13 protein-coding genes and 1 pseudogene are annotated in these 15,090 nt (G+C 39.1%); 11 read left to right on the top strand and 3 right to left on the bottom strand.

Annotated elements, in window-relative coordinates; genetic code table 11:
- The first annotated feature begins 29 nt into the window (after positions 1-29).
- Together AC2117_RS11500 and AC2117_RS11495 are read left to right on the top strand one after the other, a co-directional pair.
- Positions 30-1,487, top strand: coding sequence for an NAD-dependent succinate-semialdehyde dehydrogenase (locus AC2117_RS11500; RefSeq protein WP_133974212.1), 1,458 nt, complete (start codon positions 30-32; stop codon positions 1,485-1,487).
- Positions 1,484-1,867, top strand: coding sequence for a carboxymuconolactone decarboxylase family protein (locus tag AC2117_RS11495; RefSeq protein WP_000064100.1), 384 nt, complete (start codon positions 1,484-1,486; stop codon positions 1,865-1,867). Before AC2117_RS11500 ends, AC2117_RS11495 begins: the two co-directional genes overlap by 4 nt.
- Before the next feature lie 62 nt (positions 1,868-1,929).
- On the opposite strand, the pseudogene AC2117_RS11490 reads toward AC2117_RS11495, so the two are convergent.
- A pseudogene (locus AC2117_RS11490) lies at positions 1,930-2,079 on the bottom strand (IclR family transcriptional regulator C-terminal domain-containing protein); the annotation flags it as partial.
- A 273-nt stretch (positions 2,080-2,352) separates the two neighbouring features.
- Here AC2117_RS11490 and AC2117_RS11485 point away from each other — a divergent pair.
- Positions 2,353-2,997 (top strand): glutathione S-transferase family protein, encoded by a 645-nt coding sequence (locus AC2117_RS11485; protein ID WP_133974210.1) that lies wholly within the window; start codon positions 2,353-2,355, stop codon positions 2,995-2,997.
- Between the two features lie 162 nt (positions 2,998-3,159).
- Here AC2117_RS11485 and pobR read toward each other — a convergent pair whose 3' ends face one another.
- Positions 3,160-3,975: an IclR family transcriptional regulator PobR gene (pobR, locus tag AC2117_RS11480; protein WP_133974208.1), complete on the bottom strand. Its 816-nt coding sequence runs from the start codon at positions 3,973-3,975 to the stop codon at positions 3,160-3,162.
- A 141-nt stretch (positions 3,976-4,116) separates the two neighbouring features.
- Here pobR and pobA point away from each other — a divergent pair, with 141 nt between their 5' ends.
- From pobA to phnX, 8 genes are all read left to right on the top strand, one after another.
- A complete protein-coding gene (gene pobA / locus AC2117_RS11475) occupies positions 4,117-5,331 on the top strand; it encodes a 4-hydroxybenzoate 3-monooxygenase (protein ID WP_133974206.1) in 1,215 nt (404 codons plus the stop codon).
- Positions 5,332-5,506: 175 nt separating this feature from the next.
- Positions 5,507-6,229: a UTRA domain-containing protein gene (locus AC2117_RS11470; RefSeq protein WP_133974204.1), complete on the top strand. Its 723-nt coding sequence runs from the start codon at positions 5,507-5,509 to the stop codon at positions 6,227-6,229.
- 92 nt (positions 6,230-6,321) lie between these two features.
- Positions 6,322-7,359 (top strand): putative 2-aminoethylphosphonate ABC transporter substrate-binding protein, encoded by a 1,038-nt coding sequence (locus AC2117_RS11465; RefSeq protein WP_133974202.1) that lies wholly within the window; start codon positions 6,322-6,324, stop codon positions 7,357-7,359.
- A gap of 22 nt (positions 7,360-7,381) precedes the next feature.
- Positions 7,382-8,584: an ABC transporter ATP-binding protein gene (locus AC2117_RS11460; protein WP_133974200.1), complete on the top strand. Its 1,203-nt coding sequence runs from the start codon at positions 7,382-7,384 to the stop codon at positions 8,582-8,584.
- On the top strand, positions 8,578-10,287 hold the full coding sequence (locus tag AC2117_RS11455; protein WP_133974198.1) for a putative 2-aminoethylphosphonate ABC transporter permease subunit: 1,710 nt from the start codon (positions 8,578-8,580) through the stop codon (positions 10,285-10,287). The genes AC2117_RS11460 and AC2117_RS11455 overlap by 7 nt, the downstream gene beginning before the upstream one ends.
- Positions 10,288-10,389: 102 nt before the next feature.
- Positions 10,390-11,544 carry a TIGR03364 family FAD-dependent oxidoreductase gene (locus AC2117_RS11450; RefSeq protein WP_133974196.1) on the top strand — a complete coding sequence of 385 codons (1,155 nt, stop codon included), beginning with the start codon at positions 10,390-10,392 and terminating at the stop codon, positions 11,542-11,544.
- Positions 11,545-11,570: 26 nt separating this feature from the next.
- Positions 11,571-12,758 carry a 2-aminoethylphosphonate--pyruvate transaminase gene (gene phnW, locus AC2117_RS11445; protein ID WP_133976338.1) on the top strand — a complete coding sequence of 396 codons (1,188 nt, stop codon included), beginning with the start codon at positions 11,571-11,573 and terminating at the stop codon, positions 12,756-12,758.
- Positions 12,759-12,794: 36 nt separating this feature from the next.
- On the top strand, positions 12,795-13,610 hold the full coding sequence (phnX, locus tag AC2117_RS11440) for a phosphonoacetaldehyde hydrolase (RefSeq protein ID WP_133974194.1): 816 nt from the start codon (positions 12,795-12,797) through the stop codon (positions 13,608-13,610).
- A 225-nt stretch (positions 13,611-13,835) separates the two neighbouring features.
- Here phnX and AC2117_RS11435 read toward each other — a convergent pair whose 3' ends face one another.
- On the bottom strand, positions 13,836-15,086 hold the full coding sequence (locus AC2117_RS11435; protein WP_133974192.1) for an MFS transporter: 1,251 nt from the start codon (positions 15,084-15,086) through the stop codon (positions 13,836-13,838).
- Between the last annotated feature and the right edge of the window lie 4 nt (positions 15,087-15,090).

Raw genomic sequence — 15,090 nt, 5'->3', positions numbered from 1 at the left:
ATGCAGAAGATCTCAACAGGATAATGATCATGCAGCTTAATGAACTCGCTTTATTTCGTCAGCAAGCCTTTGTTGCTGGAAAGTGGTGCGATGCGGACCATCAACAAACATCCAAAATTTTAAATCCGGCGACATTAGAAGTTATTGGTACTGTCCCAAATATGGGTAAGGCTGAAGCCGAGCGTGCCATTGAAGCTGCCAAAGAAGCTTGGCCGCTATGGAAAAATAAAACAGCAAAAGATCGATCAATGATTTTAAAAAAATGGTTCGATTTAATTATTTTAAATGCAGATGACTTGGCTTTTATTTTAACGAGTGAGCAAGGAAAGCCTTTAGCTGAAGCTAAAGGTGAAATTTTATATGCTGCAAGTTTTATTGAATGGTTTGCCGAAGAAGCAAAACGAGTATATGGCGATATTATCCCAAGCCCATATCCTGATGCTCGAATTGTCGTAAATAAACAGCCTATTGGCGTCGTTGCAGCTATTACGCCGTGGAATTTTCCAGCTGCCATGATTACGCGTAAGGTTGCTCCAGCCTTGGCGGCAGGTTGTCCTTGTATTGTAAAACCGGCGCCTGAAACGCCTTTTACTGCTTTGGCTTTAGTGGACTTAGCTGTGCAAGCTGGTGTACCTGCTGAAATCTTTAGTGTGATTACAGGCGATGCAGTTCATATTGGTGATGCGATTTTTGAAAGTGATGTTGTACGCAAATTTACTTTTACGGGGTCAACTCCAGTCGGCAAAATGCTGCTTGAGCGTTCAGCAAAAACCTTAAAAAAAGTTTCCTTAGAGTTGGGTGGCAATGCGCCGTTTATTGTATTTGATGATGCCGATTTAGATGCAGCAATTGAGGGGGCACTCATTGCTAAATTTAGAAATGCAGGGCAAACCTGTGTGTGCGTTAATCGATTTTTAGTGCAGGCTGGCATTTATGAAAAATTTATTGCTGCTTTGAGCTTAAAAATTCAAAACTTTAATATTGGTAATGGATTAGAAGCAGGGCATGACATTGGACCTTTAATTAATGCCAATGCGGTGAAAAAAGTTGAAGCTCATATTCAAGATGCCTTAGATAAAAAAGGTCGTCTTGTGGTTGGTGGTAAAAAGCATATAGCGGGTGAATTGTTTTTTGAACCGACTCTTATTGCAGACGTTACCGCAGATATGGATGTTGCAACCCAAGAAACTTTTGGTCCACTGGCTGCCATATTCAAATTTGAAACCGAGCAACAAGCTGTTGAAATGGCAAATGCAACTGAATTTGGTTTAGCTGCATATTGTTACACCAAAGATTTAGGCCGTGCTTGGCGAATGAGTGAGCAGCTTGAATATGGCATGGTCGGAATTAATAAAGGCCTTATTTCAAATGAAGTTGCGCCTTTTGGTGGAATTAAACAGTCTGGTTTGGGGCGTGAAGGTTCCAAATACGGTATTGAAGATTATCTAGAAATTAAATACACCTTGTTTGGAGGATTGAATATATGAGTAATGAAAAATTTGAAAAGGGTTTGGCAATCCGTAAACAAGTTCTTGGTGAAGAATATGTAAATAATTCAATCAACAATGCTGATGAATTTAATCTTCCTCTTCAAGAGTTAGTCACTGAATATTGCTGGGGAGCTGTTTGGGGACGTGAAGAATTAAGCAAACCTGAGCGTAGTTTGATTAACTTGGCAATGATTTCGGCTTTAAATCGTCCACATGAATTAAAACTACATGTTAAAGGTGCACTACGGAATGGTGTACCTAAAGAGAAAATTCGTGAAGTGCTCTTACAGGTTGCAATTTACTGTGGTGTGCCTGCTGCTGTAGATAGTTTTCGTATTGCTAAAGAGGCAATTAAAGAGTTTGAATCTGAGCAATAAACTTTCGCTTTGCGTATTAAAAAGGCCTTGTTCAAGTAGACGAGACCTTTTTAATACTTTATTTAAATCACATTTCTGAGTTCATTTGCCGTGTTGCGCAGCAATGGTAAAATTTGTTGAACCAAATAATCTTCTTGTACACGGTTGGTTTGAGACATGCAGTTAAGTGCTGCCACCGCTTGACCATGTGCATCAAAATCGATCACGCCAATACGTTCTTGTTGTAATAGTAGTGGATTGTTTTTTGCGCAATTTAGGTAGTTAATGTAATTTGAGGCCTCAGAATGCGCTAGTCAATCGATAAAATTAAAAGCCAATTTGTCACCATATCTACGGATGTGGTTTTTTTATGTTTTTAATACATTTACTTTGTTACTTAATCAGACAAATGCTGAGCTGATAACAAAAAATATTAGACCGGTCGTCTATCAATCTATATAGTTAGGCCTCACTTTGTTGACCTTCTAGTTTAAAAGAGAAAATTAATGTCTATTATTCTTCATCATTTAAATGCTTCACGTTCATTTCGCATTCTGTGGTTACTTGAAGAAATTAAACAACCTTACGAATTAAAAAGTTATTTTCGAGATAAAACTACAAATCTTGCACCTCAAGAATTAAAAAATATTCATCCTTTAGGAAAATCACCTGTGATTGAGCTCAATGGAAAAGTAATTGCTGAATCAGGTGCCATTGTAGAAATTTTGATTGAAAAGTTTGCTCCTCAACTTATGCCTGCGAAAGATTCAGACAGTTATCTTGATTATTTACAATGGATTCATTTTTCAGAAAGTTCGGCTATGGTTCCATATTTATTAAATATTTTTAATTCGATTGAGTTAAAAAATGGCACTCAATTAAAGTTCTTAGATCAATATGCACATGCTGAGTTGGATAAAGTATTTTCATATTTAGATCAACAATTAGTAGGCAAAAAATTCTTAGTAGACAATTGCTTAACGGGTGCAGATTTTATGATTGGTTTCGTAGTCTATGGTCTAATTAATTCTTTAAATATTCGATCAAAATATCTCAATATTGAACAATATGTAAAAAGTCTAGAAAGCTTAGAAAGCTGGCAAAAAGCCATGTCTATAGAACAAAGTCTTCCTCACCAAATCAATGCCTAAAATTGCTGTAAGTAATTTTTTCAATATTGTTTAGCGGCTCAATTGGCTCGTATTCGTTCTTTCATTGGTTCTGGCAAACCAGCGAGTTAAAGGGTTTGCCATTTAAAATTATGAGTTGAAACTCTTGTATCTCTAATTGATGACAAGAGTTTCTATGTCTATTTAAATCACATTTCTAAGTTCATTTGCCGTGTTGCGCAGCAATGGCAAAATTTGCTGAACCAAATAATCTTCTTGTACACGGTTGGTTTGAGACATGCAGTTAAGTGCTGCCACCGCTTGACCTTGTGCATTAAAAACAGGTACAGCAATCGCAATCACACCAAGTTCATGTTCTTCTTTTGAAAGACAATAATCTGATAATGAAATGTCCTTAAGCACTTCAAAAAACTTTGGCTCATCTACAACGGTAAATGGGGTTAAGCGTTTTAAACCGTAAGTTTTTACCCATGTGTGCTGAGCTTCTTCAGGCAGTGCTGCAAGTAATACTTTACCCGTCGAAGTTGCATGGGCAGGCAGTCGGTTTCCTAAATGCATGCCATAAGGGCTTACGCGTAAATTATCTTGCTGCGGTAAATAACTGCGGGCAATCGGCACGACTTCGTTATCGTCCAGAACAACAATCGAAAAAGTCAGAGACGTCTGCGCACACAAAAGATTTAAAAATGATTGAGCAACTTTAGGCAGATGCGCAGAGCTTAAATAAGAACTTGAAAAGCGCAGCACGCGATGGGTGAGCCAAAAGTAATGTTCATCTGTTTCTAAATAGCCTAAGTATTTTAAAGTTTTTAGATAACGCCTTGCCGCCGTGCGACTAATACCGGTTCGTTCGGCCACTTGAGTGACATTGAGCCGTTGCCGATCTGTTCCAAAAGCTTCCAGTAACGTTAAGCCTTTTGCTAACCCTGCAATGTAGTCTTCTTGACGAATTTTCTCATGTGAGTTTGGGTGTTCTAAAAAAGCATCGAGAGAAGGCATCCTTTCATTCCTGTTATTTTGGTTGTTTCTGTCCGCTATTCGGACAAACTAAATGATAAACGGTTATTTTCGTCTTGGATACATAGTGCACAAAACTTAAAGCCAGTAATTTAAAAGTCAGGATGAAACAAGGATGAAGTTATGGATATTTTAAAGACACAGGTTGCAATTATTGGTTCTGGACCAGCAGGGTTATTGCTTGGGCAACTTCTATATAAAGCTGGAATCGATCATATTATTGTTGAGCAACGTAGTGCTGAATATGTGGCTTCACGGATACGCGCAGGAATTTTAGAGCAAGTTTCGGTCGACTTACTTAAACAAGCAGGCGTTGACCAAAATTTAAAAGACAAAGGATTACCACATTCGGGCATTGAAATCTTAACCAATGGTGTAAAACATCGGGTTGATTTAGCGGCACTAACAGGTGGAAAACAAGTGACCGTATATGGTCAGACCGAAGTCACCAAAGATTTAATGACTGCGCGTGAAGCAGAGAAGCTGACTTCATTTTATGAAGCTCAAAATGTACAGGTTAAAGATTTCTACACGGCACCAAAAGTTGAGTTTGAGTACCAAGGTAAAGCCTTTCAAATTGAGTGTGACTTTATAGCAGGTTGTGATGGCTACCATGGCATCTGCCGTGCCAGCGTGCCCGAAGATAAGATTAAAACCTTTGAAAAGGTTTATCCGTTTGGCTGGTTAGGTGTGTTGGCCGATGTTCCACCTGTAGCCGATGAATTGATTTACGTACAGTCAGAACGTGGATTTGCTTTATGCAGTATGCGTTCTGAAACGCGTAGCCGTTATTATTTACAAGTTCCTTTAACAGATCACGTAGAAGACTGGTCGGATGAAAAGTTCTGGGATGAGTTAAAAAACCGCCTAGACCCTGAAAGCCGTGAAAAGCTCGTTACTGGGGCTTCTATTGAAAAAAGTATCGCGCCGTTACGTAGCTTTGTGACGGAACCAATGCGTTTCGGGAAACTGTTTTTAGCAGGTGATGCTGCTCATATTGTTCCACCGACAGGAGCAAAAGGCTTAAATCTCGCGGCTTCTGATATTGCGTATTTATCAAGCGCACTTATTCAATATTATGTCGAAGGTTCTGAACAGGGTATTGATGAATATTCTGAAAAATGCCTACAACGCGTATGGAAAGCAGAGCGTTTTTCTTGGTGGATGACTCATTTATTGCATCGTTTTGAAACAGAGAGTGAGTTTGATCATAAGATTAAACAAGCAGAGTTGAGTTACGTGCTTGGATCTGACGCAGGTAAAACGACCTTGGCTGAAAACTATGTCGGTTTGCCTTATGAAATTAAGCAAATTGATAGTTTTAAGCACGCAAGTTAAAGGCTAGATAAAAAATAAAAAGGGCATGAATATGCTCTTTTTTATATAAAAAACTAAATGGGAAGAGATAGGTTAAGAGATTGTTTTGTTTAAAAGATCGGCATTAATAAAAGCTTTTGTCACATTTTTTCAGTATATTGCTATTAATTTCTTTATTTATAAATTTTAAGTTTGTATGGAACAGGACCAAGCACGCATACCTAAATATATTCCTATCCGCGATGCAATTGCCCATGACATTGAATCTGGCGTATTAGAAGCCCACGCAAAACTCCCGTCGGAAAGAGTGCTTTCTGAACAATTCCAAACCACTCGAGTGGCTGCACGTGAAGCTTTACTGGCTTTGGAAACTGATGGTTTGATTTATCGATTAGACCGCCGTGGTTGGTATGTTCGTTCTCCTCGTATTATTTATCACCCGCAATCTACAAAAAACTTTAATCAGTTTGTGATTGAACAGGGCTATGAACCTTCTACAGAAGTGATTTCGAGTGAGCTTACGCAGGCCACTTCTTGGGATGCCAAGCATTTAAAAGTTGAAAAAGAGCATCCGATTTATTCAGTTTGGCGACGTCGTTGCATTAATGGACGACCTGTTTTGGTTGAACATTTACGTGTTAACGCCGAGCTTTTTCCTGAGTTTTTAACTCATGATCTCAAGCAATCCATTACTTTACTCATGGCAAATCAATATAACTGCCATATCACCAGAGCCGATATAAACCTGTATCCAACGGCTTTATCAGAACAACAGGCTAAAGCACTTCATGTGAATGTTGGTGCGCTTGGGTTATATATTCGTCGTAGCAACAGAAATGAAGAAGGTATCATTACCGATGTTGACCAAGAATATTGGCTACATGATGTTTTAGATTTGCATTTCGAAGCGCGAGCATAAAAAATGCAATCTGGTTTAAACCAGATTAATTAAACTGTCATATAAAACTGTTCAAATACGATCATCAAATAATTGTATTCGATGGTTTGCAGATGAAACAGTATGTTCAACAGACAATTAAACTCAGCACTGCATCAATTTTAGGTGTAGTGGTCGCTATGCAAATGGGATGTTCATCGGCGACATCAAAAAACTCAGAAGAAATTATAGTCTATACGGCAGTGGAAGCCGACCAGCTTAAACAATATCAAAAAAAATTACACCAAGCCTATCCAGAGCTAAAAGTAAAATGGGTACGTGATTCAACAGGTGTGATTACTGCTAAGCTTTTAGCAGAGCAGAAAAATCCTCAAGCAGACGTAGTTTTTGGTGTGGCATTAACCAGTTTGCTGGTCATGGAAAAGAAAGACATGCTTGAGCCTTTTAAACCAGAAGGTGTTGAAAATTTAAAACCGGAATTTGTAAGCCAAGAATCTGTACCGACATGGACAGGTATGGATGCATGGGAATCTGCAATTTGTGTTAATAAAGTCGAATTAAAGAAACGTAAATTACCAATTCCCAAAACTTGGAAAGATTTAACCAATCCTATTTATAAAAACCTAATTGTGATGCCAAATCCAGCCTCAAGTGGAACAGGGTATTTAGATGTCACGGCTTGGATGCAAATTTGGGATGAAAAGCAGGCATGGAATTATATGCAGGCTTTAGATAAAAACATTTCACAATATCCTCACTCTGGTTCAAAACCTTGCAAGATGGCGGCACAGGGTGAAATTCCAATTGGCGTTTCTTTTGGTTATCCAGCATTTAAATTAAAAGCAGATGGTGCACCTTTAGAAGTTGTTTATCCAACTGAAGGTTTAGGCTGGGAAATGGAAGCCTCAGCAATCGTGAAAGGAACTAAAAAATTAAGTAGCGCACAAAAATTTATAAATTGGTCTGTAAGTAAAGCAGCAAATGAAGCCTATGCGCACAACTTTTCAATGGTGGCCTATAAAGGTATTGAAAATACAACCATGAGTTTCCCGAAAAATCTTCCTCAAATGCTAGTAAAAAATGATTTTTATTGGGCAGCGGAGCAGCGTGAACGTATTTTGGCTGAATGGTCAAAACGTTTTGAAAAGTGATCTTTTGGATAAGGGCTTCATTATGCAAATTCCTTCGTCATTGCAATCATCGCTGCTTGGTCAAAACCAAAAGGCCAAGTTGGCAGGGCATTTATTGTCGACATTAACGACCTATAAATATCCTGAACATGGCCCCTCGGTTTTAGAAGTGATGGATATACAAAAAAAGTTCCAACACTTTCAGGCTCTAACTCATATTAATTTAGACCTGAAAGCTGGTGAATTCGTTAGCTTTGTGGGGCCGTCAGGATGCGGTAAAACCACATTGCTACGCATAATTGCAGGACTAGAAAAACCTGATTATGGAAAAGTCATAAAAAAGGGCACAGACATTACATTGTTGAGTGCTGAAAAACGCCACTGTGGCATTGTGTTTCAGAACTATGCGTTATTTCCAAATCTAAACATTGAAGAAAATATTGCTTTTGGCTTGGACAAAAAAAGGTGGGATAAAGCACAGCGTAGTCAAAGGGTCCAACAGCTATTAGAACTGATTGAACTACCCAATATTGCGAAAAAATATCCGAACCAATTGTCGGGTGGGCAGCAGCAACGTGTTGCGCTTGCTCGGGCAATTGCACCGGAGCCAGATATTTTACTGCTGGATGAACCGCTTTCTGCACTCGATGCACAAGTGCGTCTAAACCTAAGACAAAAGATCCGTTCAATTCAATCGCAGCTTAGTTTGCCAACCATTATGGTGACGCACGATCAAGAAGAAGCATTAAGTATTTCTGACCGTGTTGTAGTGATGAATCATGGTGTAATTGAGCAAATTGACACGCCGCACAATATTTATTACAAACCACAAACCCAATTCGTTGCAAAGTTTATTGGCACCATGAACTTTTTTAAAGCGGTTTGTTCAGTACCGAATCAGCTCGAAGTTTTAGGTTTTATTCCTCTAAATTTGGAGCAGCAAAAGCTTAAAGCTGGGCAAAATTACAGCATTGGTTTTAGACCTGAAGCTGTCGAGTTGGTTGATGATTTAGGCAGTGATAAAGAGTCATTGTATTTACCCGTTAGAGTATTAAGTACTGAATTTTTAGGTGCGAAACGTCGTTTATTTTGCACCATTCATATCGATGGAATTGAGCAGACAAAACATCTTTTGCAAATTGAAATTGAAAATACAAAGTTTAAATCTTTGCAAGAATTCATGTTTGTAAAAGTGCCTAATCAACTCATTCATGTCTTTGACGAACAAGGGTACGCACTATGTTAAATGAAGCTGCTTCAGCGGTTTTAAAAACACAGCCGCGTCGAAAAACTGAATATTCGTTAAGATCAAATATTGTTTTGGCTAGCGTCGCAATTGCTTTAACTTTAGCTATTATTGCTCCATTAATGTTGCTGTTTCAAACTGCATTTTTTGATGAAAATCAAAATTTTGTTGGTCTTAAAAATTTTTATAATTATTTTAGAAGTCCAGCTTTACTCAGCTCTGTATTTAATTCGATGTGGATTGCTTGTACCGCCACTGTCATTACAGTATTGCTTGCTAGTATTTATGCTTTTGCATTAACCAACGTCAATATGAAAGGTAAAGGCTTCTTTAAATTGGTGGCTTTTTTACCGATTTTAGCGCCATCACTTCTGCCTTCTTTGGCACTGGTTTATTTGTTTGGTAAGCAAGGTGTGTTTAAACCATTGCTGGGCGATATACAAATTTATGGTCCTATCGGTATTTTAATCAGTTATTGCTTTTGGCTATTTCCTGCAATTTTGATGTTGATGATGGTGTCTTTTCGCAGTGTCGATCAGCGTTTAATTGAAGCATCTTTGTCGTTTGGCAAAAATATCTGGAAGACGCATTACCACGTCACACTACCTGCAATTCGTTATGGGCTAATCAGCGCAAGTCTGGTGGCTTTCATTTATGTACTGACCGATTTCGGCATTCCAAAAGTCATTGGCGGTTCATTTAATATGATGGCGCTTGATGTCTATAAACAGATTATTGGTCAGCAAAACATGAGCATGGGTGCGGTGATTTCCATCTTATTATTGCTACCAGCTGTTTTCGTGTTCATTTTCGATCGAATACAAAGCAAGCGTCATGCGCGTTTTCAAGCTTTCCAGACTAAACCTTATGTCTCTGCATCGAATAAAAAACTTGAAGTGGTTCTGAGCTTATTTTGTGGTTTGGTTTCTGGTTCGATTTTACTGATTATCTTTACGGCAGTACTCGCCTCATTTATCCAGTCTTGGCCTTACGATCTATCTTTGACCTTGGCACATTACAGTTTTGAATATGTCGATGGCGGAGGTTGGGCGGCATACTTCAACTCGGTTCGAATGGCACTCTTTAGTACGGTTTTTGGAACAGCACTGATTTTTATGGTGGCACTATTAACTGAGCGTTTTAAGGCACATCCACTCATTAAAAACTATGTACAAGCTTTGGTTTTATTGCCACTTGCTGTACCCGGGTTGGTTCTAGGTATTGCTTACATTTTGTTTTTTAACCAGCAAAGTAATCCGTTAAATGTGCTGTATGGAACCATGACCATTTTAGTGATTTCAACCATTGTCCATTATTACACCGTGCCACATCTTACTTTAACGAATGCCATTAAACAGATTCCGCTACAACTCGATCAGGCAGCAGAAAGTTTAGGTACAACGAAGTGGAAAACCTTTTGGAAAGTGTATTTGCCCATGTGTTTCCCAGCTCTATGCGATGTGTCGGTCTATATTTTTGTGAATGCTATGACCACTGTATCGGCTGCTATTTTCCTCTATTCACCAGACACCAGTTTAGCTGCAGTTGCTGTTCTAAATATGGACGATGCAGGAGACACGGTCGCTGCTGTTGCTATGAGCATTTTAATTTTGACGACCTCATGTGTTGTAAAACTGGTGCATTGGTTATTTACCAGAAAAATTATGGCAAGAAGCCAGCAATGGCGTGAAGGCTCTCACTAAGTTTTAGCTAAACACAATTTTTATTTAACCGACTGAAAAAGCAATGCTTTGTTAAACAAGGCAAGGGTTTGTTCATCTTAAATTTCGCAAATTGGAAGTCTTATGAATCACATACAGTTTGATTTAATTGTTGTCGGTGCAGGCATTTTAGGTTTGTCCGCTGCAATACAGGCGCAAGAACAAGGCTTAAAAGTCTGTATCTTTGAGAAAAATGCCCAACCTGTGGGGGCAACTCGTCGTAATTTTGGAATGGTCGGAACATCGACATTAACGCATCCAGAGAAACAGTGGCGAAAGTATGCAGTTGCAACACGTTCTTTTTACCAACGAATTCAGGCTGAAACCGATATCTCATTTGCTCAAAGACAAGGCGTATATCTCGCCAATACAGCACTTGAATGGCAGGTTTTAAATGAGTTTGCCGAGCGTGCAAATAACTACCAAATTCCAGTTCATTTGCTAAATCATGATGAACTGCTCACCCAATTTTCCTATTTAAATCCTTCGCAGCAGTTTCAAGGTGGGTTGGTTTTTGAAGAAGATTATTCAGTCGACCCGCATGTGATTGGGCAACGACTATTGGCATATGCCGAAAGTAAAGGTGTAGAGATTTATACCAATGCGTGTGTCATTCAAACCCAATATCAGCATGAAAGTTGTCAGGTTCGTTTGGCAAATGGTGCGACATATCGGGCAAATAAAGTTTTGATCTGTCATGGTGAAGTCATCGATGTTTTATATCCAGATCTCTTACAAAGTTTGAACCTGAAACGCTGTGGTTTGCAAATGGCGCTGACTCAACGGTTCCGCCAAAACTTAAATGCTTCTATCTATTCAGGCTTATCTATTTCACGTTATCCGGCTTTTGAAATTTGCCCAAGTCATGCAGAACTGATTAAAACGTCACAGCAGGGATTCATTAAAGAATTCGGTATTCATATTTTAATTAAACAAAACGAATTTGGCGAACTGATTGTGGGTGATAGCCATGAATACCATCCGATTAATGAAGCACCTCAGTTTGAGCAACGTGAAGATATTAACCAGTTTATAAAAACTTACTGTCACGAAAAATTGGGACTGACTTTACCTCCGATCCAAAAACGTTGGAATGGTTATTACCTGACTCATGAACATGAGTTGGCCTGCGTCACTGAAGCTGAAAAAAATATCTTTCTTGTGAGTGCTATCGCGGGGAAAGGCATGACCACAGGGGCTGGATTTATCAAAGAAGTATTAGAACAAAATATTTATTAGTTTGCAATCTGGTTTAAACCAGATTGGTGTATATTGAAATTAACGCGAAAGAGATGAGTAACATTATGAACATGCAACCACAACTTGATATGGATTTAGAAAACAAATATTTGCTACTAACTCCAGGACCATTATCAACATCGGCAACCGTGCGCCGTGCCATGCAAAAAGACTGGTGTACTTGGGATCAAGAATATAATTCGCTTGTACAAGATATTCGTAATCGACTAGTCAACTTGGCAACCAGTCAACCTAAAAAATATACGACTGTCTTGATGCAAGGTAGTGGTAGCTTTGCCGTGGAGTCTGTGCTTGGGTCAGCTATTCCGCGTGATGGCAAAATATTGATTATCAATAATGGCGCCTACGGTGCCCGCATGGTGCAAATGGTGCGTTGCTTAAATATTGAAGTTGTAGAACTCAGTTATTTAGAAACCCAGACACCAGATTTGCAAGAGATTAAGCGTATTTTAGAAGATAAAACAATTAGCCACGTTGCTTGTGTGCACTGTGAAACAACCACAGGAATTTTAAACCCGATTCAAGAAATTGGCCGTTTGGTTAAAGCAGCAGGAAAAATCTGGATTGTGGATGCCATGAGTTCATTTGGTGGTGTTCCAATGGATATCGCTGAGCTTGAAATTGATTTCCTGATTTCAAGTGCAAATAAATGCATTCAAGGTGTCCCGGGTTTTGGTTTTATTTTGGCGAAGCGTGATTGTCTAGAAGCATGTAAAGGTTTGGCACGTTCGGTTAGCCTCGACTTATATGACCAGTGGAATACCATGGAGCAGCATAACGGTAAATGGCGTTTTACCTCGCCAACCCATGTAGTACGTGCATTTTATCAGGCATTGCTTGAGCTTGAAGCCGAAGGTGGAGTTGCTGCACGTTATCAACGTTATTTAAAAAACCAAGAAACCTTATCGCAAGGTATGCAACAACTGGGCTTTGAGTTGGTACTCAGTGAGCAGTGTCCACAATCACCCATTATTACCACTTTTCTTTACCCAACAGCCGAAAAATTTAGCTTTCAGTCATTCTATGAAACGCTAAAAAAAACAGGGTATGTGATTTATCCAGGCAAAGTCACAGATCTTAATTGTTTCCGTATTGGCAATATTGGCGAAGTTTATATTCATGACATTGATGGGCTTCTTGCTGCCATTGCCAGCTACTGTGAAAGCCATCTAAACCAAGCTGCAACAGCATAATTTTTATTAAATTATTTAAATTAAAGGGAATACATCATGACGACGAATAATACGCAAATTCAAGCTGTTGTTTTTGACTGGGCTGGCACAACAGTAGATTTTGGTTCACGTGCACCAATTTTGGCTTTTATGGCTTTATTTAAAGACAACAAAATTGAAATTACGGTTGAAGAAGCTCGTGCCCCAATGGGGTTAGAAAAGCGTGACCATATTGCTGCTGTTTTAAAAATGCCGCGTGTGGCAGTTGCATGGCAGGAAATATATGGACAGGCTGCAAATGAAGCAGATATTGACCGTCTATATAAAGACTTTATTCCTTATCAATTAAAATCGATTCCAACATGTTCTGCGTTAATTCCAGGTGCATTGGAAACTTTTGAAAATATTAAAAAACGTGGTGCAAAAATTGGTAGTAACACAGGTTATGCATCAATAATGATTGGGCGATTGGTCAAAGATGCTGCCGATCAGGGCTATCGACCAGACTGTATTGTTACTGCCAGTGACGTAAAATTCGGACGTCCATATCCTGAAATGCTATGGAAAAATCTAATTCAACTTGACGTATCCGACATCAAAACAGTTGTAAAAGTAGATGATACCGTGGTGGGTATTGATGAGGGTTTAAATGCAGGATGCTGGACGGTCGGGCTTGCGATTAGTGGCAACGAAGTCGGTTTAAGCTTTGAAGAGTGGAGTGCATTATCGGCAGATGAACAGATTATTCTAAAAGATAAGGCATATCAAAAAATGAATGCGTCGGGCGCTCACTATGTGATTGATAGTGTCGCTGATTTACCAAATGTTTTAGATGATATTGAACGCCGTTTGGGACAAGGTGAACGACCTTAAATATTTTAGGTCAATATCTTTTTAAGCTTAGCTCCCTTGGGAACTAAGCTTACCTAAAAAATTAAAATGAAGAGTAGATAAACTCTACATGTTTGGAAATAAGGAGCGACCTTGCGGAAGAAAACTCCTTATTTGCTTCTAACGATTTAAAACACATGTTTAGACCGTTAGAACCATCAACTATATAGGCACATGACCTATATGGTATTTTGTGATGGATCTTTTTTACGACTTTTGTGGGTCATATAATTTTTCTTTAATGAATAAGGCGGGGATCACACCACAAATCAGATATGCGGCACCCATTACAACAAAACCTAAACCAATAGAACCGCCAGATGCTAAAAAGCCGATGGTTGCAGGTGCAAGGGCTGCTCCAAGACGACCCACATTATAAGCACCGCCAATTGCTGTACCACGGATGGCTGTCGCAAAACTTTCAGTCATATAGGTTGCATTTACGCCGTAAGGAATACCGTATAGGAAACCGAAGGTAACGAGTAAATATAAAATATTGCTTGGTGAGTTATAAAAAACAATAAGTGGTAAGAAAATAGCAGTACCAATGGCACCAAAGGCATAGGTAAAACGACGGCCTAATTTATCTGCCATCATGCCGGCAAGGACTTTACCTAAAATCATGGCGGTATATGTACCGACCATATAAGCCGTCATTTCTTTAAACTTCATACCTAACTCACTTTCTAAGTAAGAAGGCATCCAGTTATTTACACCATAGTAGCCAAACTGTAAGAAGCCCGCGGTTAATGCCCAAAGGATAAACATATTACGGTTCTGTTTATCTTGAAAAATAAGCTTAAACGCTGAGGTTTTCGATGTGTTTTGAGCCGCAACAGGTTGTTGTAGTCGAGCCTGTTGCCAAGCTAAAGGTTCTGGTACAAAAATATGCATTAAAACGGCAATAATGACGGGAATAATTGCAACGTAAAACAGCATGCGCCAGCCATGATCGGGAATAATCCAGCCTGCAAGTAAGGTCGCAACAATATAGCCGACGGTCCAACCCGCTTGTAAAGTGCCAAGCACTGTCGTGCGGTAACGTGTTGGTACATATTCGGCCATTAATGTATTACACGCAATGTAGAGCGAGCCAAGTCCAAGTGATGCAAAAAATCTTAAAATACCAAATTGAAGAAAGCTTTGAGTAAAACCTAAACCACAGGTGAGGAGTGAGAAAATTAAAATAGAAATAACAACAATGCGCACACGCCCAAATTTATCACACGCCCATCCTCCAAAAATTCCACCAACAGCCATACCTGCTAATGTGAAACTACCGAGCATACCGGCTTGTACCGAACTTAATCCGAAATCTGCCTTAATACTATTTAAGCTATAAGACAATAGCATCAAATCTGCACCATCAACCAATAGCGCTAGAAATGCAAAAATAAATGCAATTTTCCATGTATGCGGTTGTATACGAGAAAGACCTTCTTTGTAATTCGTAGCCATAATC

This window comes from Acinetobacter calcoaceticus, from assembly GCF_900520355.1.
Taxonomy (GTDB): Bacteria; Pseudomonadota; Gammaproteobacteria; order Pseudomonadales; family Moraxellaceae; genus Acinetobacter; species Acinetobacter calcoaceticus_C.
Note: the sequence above shows the minus strand (reverse complement) of the source record. Positions and strands in the feature narration are given on the sequence as shown.

Excerpts from the sequence above, each read along its gene's own strand:
- pobA (WP_133974206.1), top strand. The coding sequence starts at position 4,117 with ATGGATATTTTAAAGACACAGGTTGCAATTATTGGTTCTGGACCAGCA.
- AC2117_RS11485 (WP_133974210.1), top strand. The coding sequence starts at position 2,353 with ATGTCTATTATTCTTCATCATTTAAATGCTTCACGTTCATTTCGCATT.
- AC2117_RS11470 (WP_133974204.1), top strand. The coding sequence starts at position 5,507 with ATGGAACAGGACCAAGCACGCATACCTAAATATATTCCTATCCGCGAT.
- AC2117_RS11495 (WP_000064100.1), top strand. The coding sequence starts at position 1,484 with ATGAGTAATGAAAAATTTGAAAAGGGTTTGGCAATCCGTAAACAAGTT.
- phnX (WP_133974194.1), top strand. The coding sequence starts at position 12,795 with ATGACGACGAATAATACGCAAATTCAAGCTGTTGTTTTTGACTGGGCT.
- AC2117_RS11455 (WP_133974198.1), top strand. The coding sequence starts at position 8,578 with ATGTTAAATGAAGCTGCTTCAGCGGTTTTAAAAACACAGCCGCGTCGA.
- AC2117_RS11465 (WP_133974202.1), top strand. The coding sequence starts at position 6,322 with ATGAAACAGTATGTTCAACAGACAATTAAACTCAGCACTGCATCAATT.
- AC2117_RS11435 (WP_133974192.1), bottom strand. The coding sequence starts at position 15,086 with ATGGCTACGAATTACAAAGAAGGTCTTTCTCGTATACAACCGCATACA.
- AC2117_RS11460 (WP_133974200.1), top strand. The coding sequence starts at position 7,382 with ATGCAAATTCCTTCGTCATTGCAATCATCGCTGCTTGGTCAAAACCAA.
- pobR (WP_133974208.1), bottom strand. The coding sequence starts at position 3,975 with ATGCCTTCTCTCGATGCTTTTTTAGAACACCCAAACTCACATGAGAAA.
- AC2117_RS11450 (WP_133974196.1), top strand. The coding sequence starts at position 10,390 with ATGAATCACATACAGTTTGATTTAATTGTTGTCGGTGCAGGCATTTTA.
- AC2117_RS11500 (WP_133974212.1), top strand. The coding sequence starts at position 30 with ATGCAGCTTAATGAACTCGCTTTATTTCGTCAGCAAGCCTTTGTTGCT.